Here is a 20,082-nt window from a genome sequence, read left to right as displayed (position 1 = left end):
TGATAAAGATTTAATCAAAAATAACTTAATTGACACTCAATTGCAGTAATAGGTTGCAATGAATGTAGCAATAATTATTTAACGGAAAACGGTTCGTTAATTAAATTCCATATCCTGTCTTTTAATTGTTCAATTCCTTCTTGAGTTATTGCTGAAATGAACAAATGCGGAATGTTTTCCGGAATGCTGCTTTGTAAATCAGCACGTTCTTCATCAGAAACCAGGTCAGATTTTGAGATAGCCAGAATGCGGCTTTTGTCTAGAAGGGAAGGATTATAAAGTCGGAGTTCCTTGCAGAAGGGTTTCGTATTCAGCGTTAATATCCTCACTATTAGCAGGAACCATAAATAGCAGGATGGAATTTCTTTCAATGTGCCTTAAAAAGCGTAACCCAAGCCCTTTTCCTTGTGAAGCTCCTTCGATAATTCCCGGAATGTCAGCCATTACGAAGGATTTATAATCGCGATAGGCAACTACTCCAAGATTAGGTACAAGGGTTGTAAACGGATAATCTGCTATTTCGGGCCTTGCAGCAGATACAGCGGACAATAATGTTGATTTTCCGGCATTAGGAAAACCAACAAGGCCAACATCAGCCAGTACTTTAAGTTCTAAAACAACCCATGCCTCCAGTCCGGCTTCACCGGGTTGTGCATGTTGGGGAGTTTGGTTGGTAGCTGATTTGAAATGGTCATTCCCCATTCCTCCACGGCCACCTTTCAACAGGATAATTTCCTGTCCGTCTTCTGTAATTTCAAATAACTGGTCTCCGGTTTCCGCATCCCTGGCCACTGTGCCTAATGGGACTTCCAGTATAATATCCTTTCCAATCAGCCCTGATCTTCTGCCGCCTTCTCCACCTTTACCATCAAATGCCTTGACGTGCTTGGTGTATTTCAAATGCAGAAGTGTCCAAAGTTGTGCACTGCCTTTCAGGATAATATGGCCTCCCCGGCCTCCGTCTCCACCATCAGGTCCTCCTTTTTCTACATGTTTTTCACGTCTGAAATGTAAAGATCCTGCTCCGCCCGAACCCGAACGAACATTAATTTTTACATAATCAATAAAATTGGAGGATGCCATAATGTGTGTTGATGAAATTTAAATTATTGTATTGTAATTAGGTAAGTGAGACTTTGGTGATAGCATTCGTAATCTCATCAAATATGGATTCGATTTCACCAATACCATCTATCGAAATGAATTTTCCTTGTCCCTGATAATAATCAGCTACGGGTTTTGTTTTGCTATTATATTCATGAATCCGCTTGCTGATCAATTCTTCATTCTGATCATCCGGGCGGCCGGAGGTTTTTCCGCGGTTTAATAACCTGGAAAGTAATTCTTCATCATCCACTACCAATGCCACCATTACTGAAATACTTTCATTGTACCTGGCAAGTAATTCGTCCAATGCTTCCGATTGTTTTACTGTACGTGGAAAACCATCAAAAATAAATCCGGCAGCATCTCTGTGATCTCTCAGTTTGTGATCGATCATACCAATTACAACTTCATCCGGAACCAACAATCCCTGATCCATTAAGGTTTTAGCTCTAAGCCCCAGTTCAGTTCCGGCCTGAATTTCAGAACGTAACAAATCACCTATAGAGAGGTGTATCAAATTATACTTGGCAATGATTTTTTTCACTTTGGGTGCCCTTTCCTGCACCCGGAGGGCCAAAAAGTATTAGATTCAGCATAGTAGCTTTATAAATTGGATGTCGCAGACGATAGGTGATTTACGGCAAATTTACAATTCTTAGGGCATGTCTTTCTAATTATTATATATTTTTCGATAAAATATCTTATTTGTTAAGACAAGAATAGTAAAAATGCTACCCATATATACGTAAAAATTCCCCTGATTATTTAAAATCAGAGGAACAAGGTAATGTGTTGATATTTAGGGAATAACTATTCTTTTTACTGCTCCGTCCTCGTTTTGTACAACGGTTACAAATACAGTCCCTTTCGTGTTTTTTTTCAGGTCCACCTGCCCTACAAAATCTCCTTCAAAATCCTTAATTTCCTTTTTACCTACTTCTTTTCCTTTCGTATCCGTTACGGTTATAGTCAAATCCCCTTTTTGCTGAACGTGAAACCGCAGATTAATTATGCCGTTATCCGGATTATTGGCATACACATTTAAGTCCCGCACGCTTGATGGCTTCATTACTTCCTTGTTCCAGAAATCACCCATCCGGTCGCCAAAATTTTCCATGTCTTTCATCATGATTCTGGCTTTTGGTTTAAATTCTCTTTCAAAGTTTCGCATGTGTGAACGGAATTTTTCACTATCGAAATCGAAATCATCAGAAAAGTCACCTTTCCAGAGAAATGCCAGTGGCTCGCGGTCGTCACGATGATCCATGATCACTTTTTTCCTTTTTCTTGTAGTAATCTGGTCGTCTTCGCCATCATCAACAGTAATTGATACAGTGCGATCGGATTTTGAACCAGCACCAAGTGAATCCAATACCTTATCTACAAACTTTTTTTGCTCTTCGGCGGTCATACTTTTGACCTTGTATTCCTTTTCTATGTCCTTCACATTTCCGTTATCATCTTCCGAAACTTTAATACGGATTGTTGTTTTTTTATCCTTACCAGCTGACTGTGCGAAAACGGACGTATTCATTGCAAAACCGCAAAGGGCAAAAAACATCAGGAGCATTCTTTGTTTAAAAATGTGTTTCATGGCATTTAGATTTTTGTGTATGAATCAATTACAAAATTAAGGCTGGCTGTATTTTTCAGGTGTTAAATTTTGTTAAATACAGTATTCGCCTATGGTGATACATTAAATTTGTTGATTCGTATAAGGTCGTGAAAAGTAATTTTAGGTTGCATCAAACGGCTGATCGGACAAATATAAAATATGACAAAAAGAAAAATCCAGATAATTGTTGGTCTTATGTGCCTGGCATTGATTGGCCTGATCGGTTTCCAATGGTACTGGATTCGGGAGGCCATTGCAATTCGTAATGACCAGTTTAACCGTAAAGTTGCTGAGTCGGTACAGGAAGTTGTACATCGTCTTGAAAAGCAGGAAATGATGTATTTGCTCCAGCAAAGGATAGAAACCGAACAGCAAAAAAGCCGGCTTGAAAGAATTACACAGCTCAGAAATGTGCCTGTAAAAAGAGTTATTCCCCCCAAACAGGAAGTTAGTCAGTATAAGAGCCCCCAAATTGAAGTGACTGTGAGCCCGAGCGGTGATGAAATACATTACCAGATATCTACGGATGGAGTGCCTACGGATGTGCTGAGCCCTAATTTCAGGATTATGGCCGATCACCAGCAGAAAATAATGGAAGAATTTTTTCAGGCTCAGGAGTTCGGACTGGCAGGAATGGATGAGTTTGTGCGCAGAAGAATGGAAGATGAGAAAAAATTGGGGAAAGCGTTCAATGATGTATTGACGCAAAATAAAAATTCCGGAAAAAGGATTTACAGCGAAAGCCAGGACACTTTGCAAAAAGCATATTTCAAGAAAAAGGACGCGCGTTCGGTCTTGGATAAAAACCGCAAAAATGGTATAACGGATCTGACATTTTCAGGTAAAGAAAACCCTGATAAAGCAGAATTGCTCAGGGAAGTAATGAAAGATTTATTGTATGCCAAAAGACCGATTCAGGAACGTGTCAACAGGTTTTTACTGGATACATTGCTTAAAAAAGAATTTGAAGAAAACGGCATTACTTTACCGTATGAATTTGCCGTACAAGGCCAGGCTGCTAATAATTTTATTTTCTCAACTGCAAGCCTGAAACCGGCAGAGTGGCAGGGAAGATCATATAAAGCCTCTTTATTCCCCAATGAAACGCTTCAGCAAAATTCATTATTTGTCTATTTTCCAGATCAGCAAAAACACATTATGAGTGATATGGGTGTAATGTTTGGCGGTTCAGGCATATTGATTATTGTCGTAATGGCTTGTTTCTACATGGCGGTAAGTACAATTATGCATCAGAAAAAACTTTCCGACATCAAGAACGATTTTATTAATAACATGACCCATGAGTTTAAAACTCCCATATCCACGATAGCCCTGGCTGCGGAAATGGCACATGAAAATTCAATTCATGCTGAAAGTCAGTTGGTTTCCCCGCGCCTGACCAGGTATCTTGGAATTATCAAAGAAGAAAATAAACGGCTCGGAACTCATGTTGAAAAAGTCCTGCAAATGGCGCTCCTTGACAAAGGACAGGTTAAATTGAAGCGCACATTTGTCAATATTAATGATTTGATTACAAATGCTTTGAACAGTCAGAGCGTACAAATTGAACAGCAGAACGGAGAAGTTGATCTGGAATTTGAGGCAGAAAATGAAGTAGTGTCAGGCGATGAAGTTCATTTGGCCAATGTTATCAATAACCTGATTGACAATGCCATTAAATATTCTCCGGATAGACTACACATGACTATCACTACAAATAATGTAAACAACGGCATCGAACTGTCTGTTTCTGATCAGGGAATTGGCATGAACCGTGAGCAGCTGCATAAGATTTTTGATACTTTTTACCGTGTTCCAACGGGAAATGTGCACGATGTAAAAGGGTTCGGACTTGGGCTTAGCTACGTAAAAAAAATGGTGGAAGCCCATGAAGGAACTGTAAAAGTGGAAAGCAAATCGGGCGAGGGGAGTACTTTTACAATATGGCTGCCTGTTGCTGCTGAAGTATAAATTTTAGAAAATTTCGTCTGCAAATCCTAACTTGCCGTCTTTTTAAGACAGCAACCCGCGATTCGTCGCATTTTTCTACCTACTAGAATGATTTCCAAAACATATGCACCTCAGGAAATAGAGGATAAATGGTATTCCTACTGGATTGAAAACCGGTTTTTTAATTCAAAACCCAATCCCGATAAAGAGCCCTACACAATTGTGATCCCTCCGCCCAATGTTACCGGTGTGCTGCATATGGGACACATGCTAAACAACACTATTCAGGATATTTTGATACGGAAAGCACGGATGGAAGGCAAAGAGGCCTGCTGGGTTCCGGGTACGGATCATGCCTCTATTGCTACGGAAGCAAAGGTAGTTGCGATGCTTAAAGAAAGAGGCATCAGCAAACACGATCTGACCCGGGATGAATTTCTGGAATATTGCTGGGAATGGACGCACAAATATGGTGGGATTATTTTGCAGCAACTTCGTAAACTGGGTGCTTCCTGCGACTGGGAACGTACGCGGTTCACGATGGAACCTGATTTGTACGATTCTGTGATCGATGTTTTCATTGATCTGCATAAAAAAGGTGATATTTATCGTGGACACCGGATGGTAAACTGGGATCCACAGGCACGTACCACAGTTTCTGATGAGGAAGTAATTATGAAAGAGGTAAATCAGAAACTGGTTTATCTTAAATATGAAATGATAGGGGGCGAGGGAGAAGGGCAGGGGGTTGTTGTGGCTACAACTCGACCGGAAACGATCATGGCGGATGTGGCGATTTGTGTTAATCCGACTGATGAACGTTACCAGCATTTGATTGGAAAGGAAGTTTTAATTCCATTGATCAACCGCGCTATCCCGGTCATTGCAGATGAATATGTAGAAATTGAGTTTGGAACAGGGTGCTTAAAAGTTACACCTGCACACGATACCAATGATTATGAATTAGGTAAAAAACATAATCTTCCTATTATTGATTTGCTTAATGAAGATGGTACGCTGAATGAAAAAGCACAGATATTAATTGGAGAAGATCGTTTTGTAGCACGTAAAAAAATTATCAAACTGCTTGAAGAATCAGGAAGTCTGGTAAAAATAGAAGAATATAAATCGAATGTGGGCCATTCGGAAAGAACAGATTCTGTAATTGAACCACGGATTTCGGAACAGTGGTTTCTGAAAATGGAAAAGATCAGCAAACCTGCACTTGATAATGTGATGGACGATACGATCCAGCTGATCCCGCCTAAATTTAAGAATACTTACCGTCACTGGATGGAAAATGTGCGTGACTGGAATATCAGCCGTCAACTTTGGTGGGGACACCGTATTCCTGCTTATTACCTGAAAGACGGGACTATAATCGTAGCAAAAAGCAAACGTGAAGCACTTAGAAAGGCTCAGCTTGAATATCAGCTTTTTGCTTTGACCGAAGAAGATATTACGCAGGATCCTGACGTGCTGGACACTTGGTTTTCGTCCTGGCTATGGCCGATTTCGGTTTTTAACGGAATAAAAGAACCGGATAATGATGATATAAATTACTATTACCCAACCAACGATCTGGTAACGGCTCCCGAAATACTTTTCTTCTGGGTTGCACGTATGATCATTGCCGGTTATGAATATAAAGGCACTTATCCATTCAAAAATGTATATCTGACCGGAATTGTAAGAGATAAACAGGGTCGTAAAATGTCCAAATCTCTTGGTAACTCACCTGATCCGATTGATCTGATCAATACGCACGGAGCAGATGGTGTTCGTACCGGAATGCTGTTCAGTTCACAGGCAGGAAATGATTTGCCTTATGATGACAAACTGGTAGAACAGGGGCGGAATTTCTGTAACAAAATATGGAATGCTTTCCGTTTGGTGAAAGGTTGGGAAATTGATACGAATCTGCTTGTTCCGCAGGGATCGGTTCTGGCTGTAAAATGGTTTGAAAGTAAGCTGAATGTGACCTTGTCAGAAGTTCAGGATCATTTTACCAAATTCCGTATTTCGGATGCGCTTAACGCAGTTTACAAATTGATATGGGACGATTTTTGTGCTCAATATCTGGAAATGATCAAACCGGCTTACGAAAAACCAATTGATCCGATCACATTTGAAGCAACGCTTGAATTTTTCGATCAGCTGATGCGGCTTGCGCATCCGTTTATGCCGTTTATCAGCGAGGAAATCTGGCAGAATATTAGGGGCAGGAAAGCAAATGATTCCATCTGTATTGCAGAATTTCCACAGGCAGGACAGTCGGATTTGTCTCTTTTGAATGATTTTGACATATTGTTTGAACTCGTTTCCGGCATCAGGAATATTCGTAATGCAAAAAACCTGAGCCCAAAAACGACTCTTCCACTTGCCATTCGTACCGATTCAAAAGCACGCTACGAAAGTCTTGCGGAGCTGATCACAAAGCTGGCATATATTGAAGACATTAGTTTTGTAGAAGGGGAATCGGAAGGAACCTCATTCCGTGTGAAATCGGATGAATTCTTCGTAAACCTAGCTGATGAAATTGATGTAGAAACTGAACGTGAAAATCTGCAAAAAGAACTGGTCTATACTCAGGGCTTTTTAGAATCGGTAACTAAAAAGCTTTCCAACGAGCGTTTTGTGGCGAATGCAAAAGGAGATATTGTGGAAAAAGAGCGTCAGAAACTGGCCGATGCGGAGGCAAAGATAATGACTTTGCAGGAGGCGCTGGTTAGGCTGGGGTAGACAATTTTGTATTTTAGATCAATAACAAAACCGGCTTTCTGTCCTTCCTGGATTGAAAGCCGGTTTTATTTTTACTTTTTAGCAATGATTAAGACTACTCTAGCACCGGCAAAATTATCTTAGAACCACCATGAAAAACATTTATCGTCTCCTTCACAAAGTCTGAATCCTTCGCCTTATAAATATTATCCAAAAATTGCTGAGGATTCCGGTCTGCCAGCGGAAACCAGGTACTTTGAATCTGGATCATCATGCAATGCCCTTTTTTGAAAGTGTGTGCAACATCGGGTAACGTGAATTTTACCTGCGCTGGCTTGCCTGGAACGAACGGTTCGGGTTTCGAAAAGCTGTTACGGAATTTACCGCGCATAATGTCCCCTCGCACGAGCATCTGATAACCGCTCATAGGATAACTTGTTATGGGATCAATTTCGCCACCAATCGGAAAAACATCAATCAGTTTTACCACAAAGTCCGCATCCGTATTGGATATGCTCACAAGCAGATCAGCTACTAACGGACCTCCAAGCGTTAAATCCTTTGTTAAGGTATCTGTTTCATAAACAAGAACATCCGTACGTCGGGAAGCAAATCGCTGATCGTCGGTCATGTATTCACGGGTACGCCTGGAATGGACTTTTTCGGTATATGGAACTGGCTTTGCAGGATCACTGATGTAACTATCAAATGTCGGTTTTCCTTTTTGTACCGGAGCAAATGAAAGTTTCCCATTTTCTTCCAGATAAACAGGTGTTTGTTTTACTTGTGCTGATGGCCATTTTGGAAATTTTCGCCACGTATTTTCACCCGTAAAAAATATAGAAGCTTTGCTGATATCATCAACAGAACCTTTACCTCTCAAATAATAGTCGAAAAAAGGAATTTCGACACTTTTTTGATACCAGTCATTGGTATTACTGCCAAATTGGACGTTTCCCAAACGTGAACCATCCGGTCCGGACCATTGACCGTGAGCCCATGGACCTACTACCAGTTTGCTATTTGTACCAGGACTTTGCCTAACAAAAGCTTTGTAAGTTTCCCAAGCGCCATAATTATCTTCGGCATCAAATAGCCCGCCAACAATCAGAATGGCAGGTTTTACATCTTTAATACCAACCCGGGCATCGCGGGATTTCCAAAATTCATCGTAGTTTGGATGCTCCATCATTTGATTCCAATACAACAAACTATCACCCGCAATCTTTGTCAAATTGGCTATTGAACCAGTCTTCAGATAAAAAGAATAGTTGTCCTTATCCTGAATGATATATCTCTTGGCAGGTAAAGTAGTTGGTTTGGGGCGAGGCTGGGTCATTCCGCCTCCAACCAGAAATTCAAAGGCATCCGGGGTAAACAAGACGCCATTATGGTGATCATCGTCACCCATAAAACGATCGGTTACAGGTGCTTGTGGGCTTACCGCTTTCAAGGCAGGGTGATTACTTAGAGCAATCATTGTAGCATAAAATCCTGGGAATGAAATGCCGGTACCTCCAACATTTCCATTATTATTTTCTACGTTTTTCACCAGCCAGTCGATCGTGTCGTAGGAATCACTCGCCTCGTCGATGTCAGTACTGGTTTTTTTATTTGGATTAAAGGGGCGGATCAGGTCATATACACCTTCACTCATCCATCGTCCGCGAACATCCTGGACAACCATAACATAACCCTTTTTACAATATTCAATCATAAACGTTCTCCAATATCTGGCAGAAGGCGCTTGTCCGTAAGGCGCACATGAATAAGGAGTTCTGGTCAAAAGGATCGGATGCTTTTCCGACTGATCTTTCGGCGTGTAAATCGCCGTAAAAAGCTTGATCCCATCCCGCATCGGAATCATCACTTCTTTTTTTAAATAATTATTTACAAACCAAGTGGAATCAACATTTTGTGCAGATAGAAGAAAAGGAAAGAAAATGAAGGCTAACAGTACAATTTTTCTCATTTCTGTTATTATTTTAAGGTATAGGAGTTATTTGGAAGCCGAATTTTCGAGTGATGCTTTTGCTGACCGGTTCTTTAGCAATCTAATCAGAAATTGACGTTTTGGGTAGTTTTTTCTCTGTTATTCAGTTTACTTTCCAAAGTAAGAATGGGCCGAAATAGCTTGTGCGATGGCAGCTTCAGGCAAGGGGATTTTCTAAAGCACAATACTCGGCAGTTATTACGGTGCGCTGCACCTTGGAATCGATTTGATCGGGACATTTCTACAAATATTGCGGTGCTCTGCACCTATACCTGTAACAAAGGTGCAGAGCACCGTAATATTTGTAGCTTATATATTTACGAGTGAAAATTGGAAGGTGCAGCGCACCGTAATAAGTAGTGACGAAGCTTAATAGAGTGAGCAATCTGGTAGAGATTTCGTTATAGCTGGATATTCAATTGTAAATGCCCACCCAATCCGATTTCAACAATTCTTTGCAGTGTCGAAAGGCGAACCTCCTTGAAATTATTTTCAATTTTTGAAATATAAGATTTTGTAGTACCGACTTTTTTTGCAAGTTCTTCCTTAGTGTCAAACTCTTTTTAAACAATATTTGGTGAATCATGACATTTGAAGGATCCTATAGTCAGGGAAAAACGAATTTTACTATTTAATATTTTTAAGGGTAATTACCCTTAAAAATATTAAATAGTAATTTATTTGCTATATTTGCAGGGGTAATTCCTCTTTTAATAAATTATTATGAATGTTGAAAAGCTATTAAATTCAATTTTCGAAGACGCATCTACTAACGTTAAGGAAATTTTTGAAGCTAAGCTTGAGGAATATAATTTAAGCAAAACTAAGGCTTTAAAACTGCTTAATATTGATAAAGATGTTTTTGAAGAGCTTATTAGTGGTACGGCTAGGCAGCCGAATCTGATAAATATTGTCAAAATTGCTGAGTTCTTGGATTTTGACATAGCAAGTTTTATAAAAATTGTACTTAAAAATCAAAGTCCAGAAAATATCTCGTCCATAGACAGTTCTAGAAAAGCATCCTTTATCATTAAAAATTTTGACGTAAAGGCTTTAACTAAATTAGGATTTTTTGACAATAGTTATTCCACAGAAGAGTTAGTAGCCAAGGTTTTGGCCTATTTCGGATATGACTCTATACAAGAGTTTGAGGAACAATTGCATGAACCTCTATATAGCAGAATCAAGAAAAATCATTCGGATAAAATGAAGGATTTTTGGATAAAGTCTGCTTATCAAACCTTCAAAATTGTTAAAAATCCCAATGAGTATAGGCGTGAGAAGTTGAAGGAGCTGGTAGTTAAAATTAAGCCGTATAGTCAAGATGTAAGTAATGGCCTTCTAACGGTTTGTCGAGCATTGTATAATATTGGAGTGACAATTATATTCCAAAGTTATTTGACTACTACCCAAGTTAGAGGAGCTACGTTTGTAATAAGTGGTAAACCATGTGTTGTTATAACAGATTTCAATAAAAGTTATCCGACATTATGGTTTACATTACTGCACGAATTAAACCATGTATTATTCGATTTTGAAGCAATTGAAACGAGTAGCTACCATCTGTCTGATAACAATGATCTATTTCTAATAGAAGAAAAGGCGGATAGTTTTGCCAGAGATTTTTTCATGTCTGAGGAGAAATTTCATTACATAAAAAGGTATATAACTAATCCATACGTGGTTTCAAAATTTGCAAACGAAATTGAAGTTCACCCTTCAATAGTGTACTCTTTCTTTATTTGGTATCAAAAAAGTCTATATGAAAAAAATTATCATGCTGCCTTTAAAGAACATTATCCAGATTATGTATCTGCGATTAAGAAATTAAATCCAATTACATGGAATGAGGAAAATTTAAAAGAAGCTAGTCAAAAAATCAGATCAATTTTAGAAATCTAATAAGTTAAGCACATGGAAGATAGTAAAGATTCAAAAAAGGAGCAATTGTCTCAGGCAGATATTGAGAGATTGGAGTTATTGCAAAAAGCCAATGAAAGAATTGGGAAACAGTTAACAATTAATTCTGAAACGGGTAGTTTGCAAGAGTTTGACGAATTAAGACAGTTAATTGGAAAAGAGTTTGAGGATCCATCGGAAAAGTACAGTCTGTATTACACCGGTATTAGAAAGCTTTTAATGGATTTCTTGCCAAAGGGAAAAGAATACAAAGAATTTAGAAATATAATTTATGATGAAAAAAATGTTTTTTTAAACTTGGGGAAGAAGAAGTCTGACAATAGTGGTGTAAGGAAATCTGATGGAAGAATGACTTATCAACCAGTTATGAAGGAAATATTGGATATTATTTTTATTTGGGTCGGAGAGTCGCAAAATCCATTTGATTTATATCGAGAATTTTATCTCTTAAACGAAAAGCATAATTATGGTCATGAACAATATGATAGAAGTACAGCTAATGTCGCAAAGGCAATGTTAGAATTAAGTGTCAAATGATAATTTTGAAAGCAATTATTAACAGCAATATTACATAGTAATGCTAACTAGGCGTCATGGTCATTGTTTTGATTGAAATTAGAGGTATGATTGTCGTAAGTAAAGGCAAATTAGAGAAACAACTGAATTTTTTGACTTAAAAGCGCTCAAAACACCTCTCCCGGGATAAGCATTTCAAGCGCCATTCAATCTTTCATAAACTAAACCAACTTCTTATACTTAATCCGCTTAGGGGTAGCATCATTCCCCAACCGCTTCTTCCTATTTTCCTCATATTCCGAGAAATTCCCTTCAAACCAGTACACCTGCGAATCACCTTCAAAAGCAAGAATATGCGTTGCAACACGGTCAAGGAACCATCTATCGTGACTGATGATTACGGCGCATCCGGCGAAGTTTTCAAGGCCTTCTTCCAGTGCTCTTAATGTATTGATGTCCAAATCGTTGGTTGGCTCATCGAGTAAAAGCAGGTTTCCGCCTTCTTTTAATGTCATGGCCAAGTGGACGCGGTTACGTTCTCCACCTGAAAGTGTTCCTACTTTTTTCTCCTGGTCACCGCCGCCAAAATTAAATCGACTAACATAGGCGCGTGCATTGGATTGTTTTCCACCGAGCATGATCCAGTCATTTCCGTCGGCAATGTTTTGGTAAACACTTTTAGTAGCGTCCAGGTTGTCATGCTCCTGATCAACATATGCCCATTGTACAGTATCTCCCACATCAAAATGCCCGCTCAATGGCTTCAGCTGGCCTGTAATAAGTTTGAACAGCGTGGTTTTACCTGCACCGTTCGGGCCAATAATTCCAACGATACCATTAGGAGGTAAAGCAAAATTCAGGTTTTCATAAAGCAGCCTGTCTCCAAATCCCATCGAAACACCGTGTGCTTCAATGACTTTACTGCCAAGCCTTGGTCCGGCGGGAATAAATATTTCCAGTTTGTCTTCTTTTTCCCTGCCTTCTGCACCCAACAATTTCTCGTAAGCGTTCAAACGTGCTTTGGATTTTGCCTGTCGGCCTACTGCTCCCATTCGTACCCATTCCAGCTCACGCTGTAAGGTCTTCTGGCGTTTGGATTCTGTTTTTTCCTCTTTTCTTAAACGTTCCTGTTTCTGTTCCAGCCAGGAAGTATAGTTTCCTTTCCACGGAATTCCTTCACCGCGGTCCAGTTCCAGGATCCAGCCGGCTACATTATCCAGGAAATACCGGTCGTGAGTAACGGCGATCACTGTTCCTTTATATTGTCTCAAATGTTCTTCCAGCCAAAGTACCGACTCGGCATCCAAATGGTTGGTGGGCTCATCGAGTAAAAGTACATCCGGCTGGCGAAGTAAAAGGCGGCATAAAGCAACACGGCGTTTTTCTCCACCGGAAAGCGTAGAAATGATGGTATCGGAAGGCGGACATCTTAATGCATCCATGGCAACTTCCAGCCGGTTGTCAAGATTCCAGGCATCTGTTGCGTCCAGTTTTTCCTGAACTTCTCCCTGGCGCTCCAATAATTTATCGAAATCTGCGTCTTCTTCCCCGAAAGCTTCATTAATCTGATCAAATTCTTTTAACAGATTTACAATTTCTTGTACACCTTCCTCTACAATTTCACGTACAGTTTTATTTGGATCCAGCTTTGGTTCCTGTTCAAGCATGCCTACGGAATAGCCCGGGGAAAAAACAACATCCCCCTGAATATCCTTGTCAATACCGGCTATTACGCGTAAAAGAGTGGATTTTCCTGATCCGTTCAGACCTAAGACCCCGATTTTAGCACCATAAAAAAAGGATAAATAGATGTTCTTGATGATATGCCGGTTTGGAGGAATGATTTTGTTAACCCCCGACATTGAGAAAATTATGGTTTCGTTACTCATTTTTTAGTTAATTTGTGCGTAACAAATATCGTTATATCCCTACACTTAGCAGATAAAAAAATTGAAAGAATGGAAAATGCCACATTGAATGACGAATACGGCTATGTTAAAGACAGCAAAGTATTTTTAAAAGGGTACCTGGAATACCCGGACCGGCAAATTGGAGAAGTAAAAAGAACAGAGCAGGAAGCGATTGATTATTTTAAAAATCGTTTCACGATTGTACTCAGCAAAGTAGAACAACTGGAAAATGAAATTGATGAGGCGCTCAACAAAGGTTCTTATCTGACAAAGCTGATACAGCTGCAACGTAAGCTGAAAGGTTTTGATGCACTTGGAGACTTCGTTCCGCTGTTAAAAAGGCTGGAAGAAAAAGAGGAATATCTCAGGGGATTGATTGAAGTAAATCAATTGAAAAATCTTGAGATTAAACGTGCTTTGATTGAGGATGTGACCCAGGCAGCGGCAATAGAGGATTATGCAGCAGCTACGGATCAGATCCAGGAGATTAAAGCAAAATGGATACGCACAGGTCCTGTGGAAAAAGAATATCAGGAAGAAGTGGAAACAACGTTTCAGCAAATCCTGGACAACTTTTTTCAACGCCGCCGTGATTATTTTGACGAGCAGAACAGAATAAACCAGCAGCGGATTGATGAATACGAGCGCCTGATCAAGATAACCAAAACGTTAAGCTATTCCCGCGATTATGATGATGCCTATTCAAAAGCGAGAGAAGTTCGCAATGCCTGGAATAATGTAGGAGAAGTTCCTCCTAAACGTTTTTTCAAGGTGAATAAAGCATACAGGCATTTCCTGAAATTATTTTATGATAAATATAACCTTGCAAAAGGTATTGAGCCTAAGGTACGTGTTGACCCAAGGATTGTAGAACAGCAAAAATTATTACAAACGGCAGAACAGCTTTTACGTCAGCCCGACATTGTTGAGGCTTCTCAGGAGGCCAAAGTATTGTTAAGCAAATGGAAAGAAATTAAAATTCCTTTTAAGCTGGCAGATAAGGAATTATCGGAACGGTTCCGTATGGTTTGTGACAAGATTTTTGAGCTGAGCTATCTTGCCCGTGTTATCAGCCGTAAATATCCTGCATTTGAATTAAAGAGCCAGGAAGAGCAGTTACGGACTAAATACAGAGAACTTGAATGGCTGGCAAAACGCGAAAAAAGCGACCTTGAATTTGCTATTATCGAGTTTGACAGGACTGCTACCGGAGATCCTGAAGTTGACAAACAGGCAATGGGGCGCATTAATATTCAAAAACGTAAAGTTTCGATGAAAGAACGTATCCTGTCTGAATTCGAAAGAAAATTGAAATCGATAACTGGGTAAGGTAAGGTTACACAGAGAGCCACAGAGATCAAAAGAGAGCCACGGAGAATTTAATATTTCTCTGTGGCTCTCTCCTTTTCTCCGTCGTCCTCTGTGTAACCTTACGCTTTTACAGAAGATTTTTGGAGTACAAGATTGGATGGTAATACCCTTGTCACGTAGCTGGCTGGGGTATTTTTGCTTTCAATCAGATCCAGTAATAAGGAAGTTGCCTGTTGTCCCATTTCAAAAGATGGCTGAGTGATGGAACTCAGGGGTGGATCTAATAATGAAGACATACCCAGATCACAGAAACCAATTACGGCTACTTCGTCCGGCATTTTATAGCCAAGTTGCCTGATCGCCCAGTGAATTCCCATGGTAATCCGGTCGCTTGCTCCGAAAATTGCATCCGGACGATCCCTTAACGCCATCAACTGGTAAGTTCTTTCTGTGCCGCCTTCTTGTGTGATTTCTGTATGAAGTACCCATTCTTCCCGAAACGGAATGTCATGTTTTCTTAAGGCTTCCTTATATCCGTCTACTCTGTTTCTTGTGATAGAAACTGTTTTAGGTCCTGCAATGTGTGCAATTCGCCGGCAGCCCTGCGCAATCAGATGCTCGGTTGCTTCAAATGCGCCTTTGTAATCATCTACCCTTACTTTATGTGTTTGTAAAGTATCAATCACCCTGTCGAACAGAACCACAGGAATGCCCTGTTCCTGTAATTCGATAAAGTGATCAATATTTTCTGACTGACTGGAAATGGCTACAACGAGTCCGTCAACCCTTCTAAGTGAAATGTGCCGGGAAGCGGCCAATTCTCGTTCCAGTGATTCGTGGCTTTGATAAATCATCGTATGGTATCCTCTGCTGTATGCAATATCTTCCACGCCACCGATTGCTGACGAATAAAATCTATTCGCAATATCGGGTACTATGACACCAATTGTTTGTGTACGGTTTTTCAGTAGACTTAATGCGATAGGATTGGGGGCATAATGCAGAGATTTTGCCAGATCAATTACCTTTTGTTTCGTTTCACCGCTAATCTCACTGCTGTCCCTGAGTGCCCTGGAAACAGTGGATTTTGAAACATTTAACTGCCTTGCTATTTCCTTAATAGTAACAGATGCTTTCCTCATAAATTATGTTATCAGAATAATGCAATTTTAATATTTTTTCAGGTAAATACACCAATAGAGACATGGTGCGTAAATTTGAAAAAATGCGAAATGTTCCGGGAAAAAATCTATAAACGGGAACGGTACCGGGAACGGTTGCGTAAATATATTGATTTTTTTCAAGATTTATTTTTGTATATCAACGAATCATTGCATAAACTAGGATACGAATTAGAAAAATAAAGAAATCTCACAGCACTACCTATCCAGGAATTTTTCAATTATTAACCTATCATAATTTGTAATGGAAACGAAGTTATACACCAGCACATTACCGTCTGCAAATTCTCAGAAAAAGGTATTGGAAAATCTGTTTGGTAAGGTTGTCGCGACTGGAGATTATTATGCATTCCGTGAGTTATTTACACATCATTACCGTGCATTGTGCAATTATGCCATGCGTGTAGTAGTTACCCGTGAAATCGCCGAAGAAGTTGTATCGGATGTGTTTGTTAAATTGTGGAAAAACCGGGAGCAAATTGAGGTGCATACTTCGTTTCAGGCATACATTTACAGAGCTGTTAGAAATCAGGCACTGGATTACCTCAAATTACGGGTGCATCGTCAGTATGAACGTGAATCTCTGGATTCGGTACAATGGAATATGACACATGCGGACCATTTTTCGCCCGCAGAGGAAATGTCGTTCAACGAATTTTATAACCATGTTGAAGGTTGTATCAATGCTTTGCCAAGACAATGCCAGATCATTTTCAGGCTGAGCAGAGAAGATGGCCTGCGCTACCGTGATATCGCTGAAAGGTTATCCATTTCGATCAAAACAGTGGAAACACAAATGAGCCGGGCTTTAAAAGTATTAAGAGAAAGAGTACCGGAGCACAGGTTAGTAGCCTGAAGACTTCGGCTGTCGGCGATCGGCAGTCTATTTGTTGCCAGTTCTACATTTCTAGTTTAATTTAAGGTTTTATTATCCTTAACTATAAAATCCTTGACGCTCAAAGCTGAAGGTCGACAGCCAAATGCTGAAAGCCGAAAGCAGATAGCTGACAGCCAATCAAAAATATGCCTTTAGAACAAACATGGCGCTGGTTTGGGCCGAACGATCCTGTTTCTTTACAAGATATTCGTCAGGCCGGGGCTACCGGAATTGTAACAGCTTTGCATCATATCCGCAATGGTGAAGTTTGGGGGATTGAAGAAATTCAGGCCCGGAAAGTATTAATTGAGAATGCAGGATTGACTTGGTCTGTGGTAGAAAGCGTACCAGTGCACGAATCTATAAAAACACGCACCGGCGATTTTGAAATATATATAAAAAATTATCAACAGTCGCTCTCTAATTTAGGCCAGTGCGGGATTGATACGGTTTGTTACAATTTTATGCCGATACTTGACTGGACAAGAACGGATCTTAATGCGCCTATGCACGACGGTTCTACCGGTTTAAGATTCGATTTTACGCAGTTTGCAGCATTTGATTTGTATCTTTTAAAGCGCCCGGGTGCAGAAGAAATATACAATGATGAGGAAAAGAAAAAAGCAAATACATGGCTTGATCATGCATCCGGGGAAGCAATTAACCTACTGATCAGAAATATCATTGCAGGATTACCTGGTTCAGAAGAAAGCTTTACAATTGAAGAATTCCGTAAGGTTTTAAATACATATCAGAATGTGGGCGATCTGCAATTGCGGACGCATCTGTACCAATTTATTCAGGCTATTGCGCCAGTTGCCGCGGAAGCGGGTATCAGGCTTGCTATTCATCCCGACGATCCGCCTTATCCGATATTGGGCCTTCCACGCGTTGTGAGTACCGAAAATGATGCAATGCTTTTATTGGAAGCTTATGATCATGAGGCAAATGGTATTTGTTTTTGCACAGGATCTTATGGAGTACGGCCAGACAATGACCTGACTGGTATGGTAAACCGCTTGGGCAGCAGAATACATTTTATTCATTTAAGGGCTACACACAGAGAGCACGACGGCAGTTTTTACGAAGCTGATCACCTGAATGGAGATGTGGACATGTACAGCGTGATGAAAGCATTACTGGAGGAACAGAAAAAACGTAAAGAAACCGGACGAACGGATTTGAGAATGCCATTCAGGCCTGACCATGGACATCGCATGCTGGATGATCTTTCGGCAACTAAAAAAATAAACCCGGGTTACACGGCAATCGGACGTTTGCGCGGCCTGGCAGAATTACGTGGCCTGGAAATGGGAATCGAAAGAAGTTCAGCCAGTTTATAGTGATTCGGGAAATAAAATGAAAATGGTTAATAAGCTAATGGCTAACAGCTAATAGCTCAAAAAATAGCTAAAAACATGGCAACATTATTACAATCCACAGCTCAGAAAACGTTTATTGATGACGATTTTCTGCTCAGATCAGAAACTGCCCGCATATTATATCACGATCATGCGAAACGAATGCCGATCATTGATTATCACTGCCATCTTCCGGCTGATCAGATCGCTGAGAACCGCCAGTTTGAAAACCTGACGCAGATATGGCTCTATGGTGATCATTACAAATGGCGGGCCATGCGTGCCAATGGGATTAATGAAAAGTATTGCACCGGAAATGCCAGCGACTGGGAGAAATTTGAACAATGGGCTGCAACGGTTCCTTATACAATGCGTAACCCATTGTATCACTGGACACACCTGGAATTACTCCGCTATTTCGATATTGATATTTTATTAAATAAAGATACTGCCAGGGAAATTTATGATGAATGTTCGGCAAAGTTGAAACAGCCGGATTTCAATGTACAAAGCCTGCTGAAACGCATGAATGTGAAAGTGATCTGTACGACTGATGATCCGACGGATTCGCTTGAATACCATAAAAAAATAGGAAAGAGCGATTTGGATATAAAAGTGTTACCTACTTTTCGTCCGGACAAGGCCATGCTATTAATCGATACACCAGCAGATTTTCAGCAGTATTTATCCATACTGGCAGAAACTGCGGGCTTAAATCAGATCGAATCTTACGAAAGTTTGCTTTCAGCTTTACAGAACCGTCATGATTTTTTTGCTTCGATGGGAGGGAAATTATCAGATCACGGATTAGAACATATTTATTCTTCTTTTGATGAAAGTGCTGCTAAGCAGGCGTTTGAAATAGCTTTGAAAGGAGAATTGCCATCCGAAGAACAACGTACGGCCTTCAAATCTGTTCTGCTTTATGATCTGGCCAAAATGGATCATGCCAAATCCTGGACGCAACAATTTCATTTGGGAGCTTTGCGTAATAATAATGCAAGAAAACTGCGTGAACTGGGACCGGATACAGGATGGGATTCGATTGGAGATTACAGCCAGGCAGAGGCTTTGTCTAAGTTTTTAAATAAACTGGATTCTACCGATCAGCTGGCAAAAACGATTTTATACAACAACAACCCGAATGACAATGAAGTACTGGCGACCATGATTGGGAATTACAATGATGGAAGTGTAGCAGGAAAAATGCAGTTCGGTTCCGGCTGGTGGTTTCTGGATCAGAAAGATGGTATGGAAAGGCAAATGAATGCGTTGTCCAACATGGGTTTGCTAAGCCGTTTCGTTGGAATGCTGACGGATTCACGTAGTTTTCTGTCCTATCCGAGACATGAATATTTCAGAAGGATATTGTGTAATTTGCTTGGAAACGATGTCGAGAACGGAGAACTTCCCAATGATACTGCCTGGTTAGGAAAGGTAGTTGAAGATATTTCGTACAACAATGCAAAGAATTATTTCGGGTTTTAAAAGGTAGGTTTTAAAAATATAAAGCTTTAAACCAGAAACAGATAGCCCAAAACGTAATGTTAAGGGCTATTTTGATGTAAAACAGTTATTAATTTAATGAATAGTTGTCAGGCAAACGTTACTGAGAAATAT

General features: G+C 40.1%; 12 protein-coding genes and 3 pseudogenes. 8 read left to right on the top strand and 7 right to left on the bottom strand.

Annotation, left to right across the window (positions count from 1 at the left end):
• Window positions 1-74: 74 nt before the first annotated feature.
• The 3 genes and pseudogenes from obgE to KZC02_RS14425 form a co-directional block, all read right to left on the bottom strand.
• Window positions 75-1,083, bottom strand: a pseudogene (gene obgE / locus KZC02_RS14435) (GTPase ObgE).
• 37 nt (window positions 1,084-1,120) lie between these two features.
• Window positions 1,121-1,703, bottom strand: a pseudogene (locus tag KZC02_RS14430) (adenylate kinase).
• A 203-nt stretch (window positions 1,704-1,906) separates the two neighbouring features.
• A complete protein-coding gene (locus KZC02_RS14425; protein WP_221394728.1) occupies window positions 1,907-2,701 on the bottom strand; it encodes a T9SS type A sorting domain-containing protein in 795 nt (264 codons plus the stop codon).
• 180 nt (window positions 2,702-2,881) lie between these two features.
• Here KZC02_RS14425 and KZC02_RS14420 point away from each other — a divergent pair, with 180 nt between their 5' ends.
• Both KZC02_RS14420 and KZC02_RS14415 read left to right on the top strand, forming a co-directional pair.
• Complete coding sequence (locus KZC02_RS14420) at window positions 2,882-4,693, top strand: sensor histidine kinase KdpD (RefSeq protein ID WP_221394727.1); 1,812 nt, start codon at window positions 2,882-2,884, stop codon at window positions 4,691-4,693.
• Between the two features lie 87 nt (window positions 4,694-4,780).
• Complete coding sequence (locus tag KZC02_RS14415) at window positions 4,781-7,414, top strand: valine--tRNA ligase (RefSeq protein WP_221394726.1); 2,634 nt, start codon at window positions 4,781-4,783, stop codon at window positions 7,412-7,414.
• A 94-nt stretch (window positions 7,415-7,508) separates the two neighbouring features.
• On the opposite strand, the gene KZC02_RS14410 is transcribed toward KZC02_RS14415, so the two are convergent.
• Together KZC02_RS14410 and KZC02_RS14405 are read right to left on the bottom strand one after the other, a co-directional pair.
• Complete coding sequence (locus KZC02_RS14410) at window positions 7,509-9,365, bottom strand: CocE/NonD family hydrolase (protein ID WP_221394725.1); 1,857 nt, start codon at window positions 9,363-9,365, stop codon at window positions 7,509-7,511.
• 422 nt (window positions 9,366-9,787) lie between these two features.
• Window positions 9,788-9,925, bottom strand: a pseudogene (locus KZC02_RS14405) (helix-turn-helix domain-containing protein); the annotation flags it as partial.
• 184 nt (window positions 9,926-10,109) lie between these two features.
• Here KZC02_RS14405 and KZC02_RS14400 point away from each other — a divergent pair.
• Window positions 10,110-11,288, top strand: coding sequence for an ImmA/IrrE family metallo-endopeptidase (locus KZC02_RS14400; protein ID WP_221394724.1), 1,179 nt, complete (start codon window positions 10,110-10,112; stop codon window positions 11,286-11,288).
• A 12-nt stretch (window positions 11,289-11,300) separates the two neighbouring features.
• Window positions 11,301-11,843 carry a hypothetical protein gene (locus KZC02_RS14395; RefSeq protein WP_221394723.1) on the top strand — a complete coding sequence of 181 codons (543 nt, stop codon included), beginning with the start codon at window positions 11,301-11,303 and terminating at the stop codon, window positions 11,841-11,843.
• A 200-nt stretch (window positions 11,844-12,043) separates the two neighbouring features.
• Here the strand turns inward: KZC02_RS14395 and ettA are convergent, their stop codons facing one another.
• Window positions 12,044-13,711 (bottom strand): energy-dependent translational throttle protein EttA, encoded by a 1,668-nt coding sequence (ettA, locus tag KZC02_RS14390; RefSeq protein ID WP_221394722.1) that lies wholly within the window; start codon window positions 13,709-13,711, stop codon window positions 12,044-12,046.
• 69 nt (window positions 13,712-13,780) lie between these two features.
• Here ettA and KZC02_RS14385 point away from each other — a divergent pair, with 69 nt between their 5' ends.
• Complete coding sequence (locus KZC02_RS14385; protein ID WP_221394721.1) at window positions 13,781-15,061, top strand: DUF349 domain-containing protein; 1,281 nt, start codon at window positions 13,781-13,783, stop codon at window positions 15,059-15,061.
• Between the two features lie 101 nt (window positions 15,062-15,162).
• Here KZC02_RS14385 and KZC02_RS14380 read toward each other — a convergent pair whose 3' ends face one another.
• The gene (locus KZC02_RS14380; RefSeq protein WP_221394720.1) at window positions 15,163-16,185 is read right to left on the bottom strand and encodes a LacI family DNA-binding transcriptional regulator; all 1,023 of its coding nucleotides are present in this window, start codon (window positions 16,183-16,185) and stop codon (window positions 15,163-15,165) included.
• 283 nt (window positions 16,186-16,468) lie between these two features.
• Here KZC02_RS14380 and KZC02_RS14375 point away from each other — a divergent pair, with 283 nt between their 5' ends.
• The 3 genes from KZC02_RS14375 (at window position 16,469) to uxaC (ending at window position 19,950) form a co-directional block, all read left to right on the top strand.
• The gene (locus tag KZC02_RS14375; protein WP_221394719.1) at window positions 16,469-17,080 is read left to right on the top strand and encodes an RNA polymerase sigma-70 factor; all 612 of its coding nucleotides are present in this window, start codon (window positions 16,469-16,471) and stop codon (window positions 17,078-17,080) included.
• A gap of 167 nt (window positions 17,081-17,247) precedes the next feature.
• Window positions 17,248-18,444: a mannonate dehydratase gene (gene uxuA, locus KZC02_RS14370; RefSeq protein ID WP_221394718.1), complete on the top strand. Its 1,197-nt coding sequence runs from the start codon at window positions 17,248-17,250 to the stop codon at window positions 18,442-18,444.
• Window positions 18,445-18,519: 75 nt separating this feature from the next.
• Entirely contained in the window at window positions 18,520-19,950 is a 1,431-nt protein-coding gene (gene uxaC / locus KZC02_RS14365; protein ID WP_221394717.1) for a glucuronate isomerase, read from the top strand.
• Window positions 19,951-20,082: the final 132 nt, after the last annotated feature.

Origin of the sequence: Dyadobacter sp. NIV53 (assembly GCF_019711195.1) — a bacterium.
Classification (GTDB): Bacteria; Bacteroidota; Bacteroidia; order Cytophagales; family Spirosomataceae; genus Dyadobacter.
The sequence above is the reverse complement of the archived record's forward strand: the minus strand, read 5'-3'. Positions and strand labels throughout refer to the sequence as shown.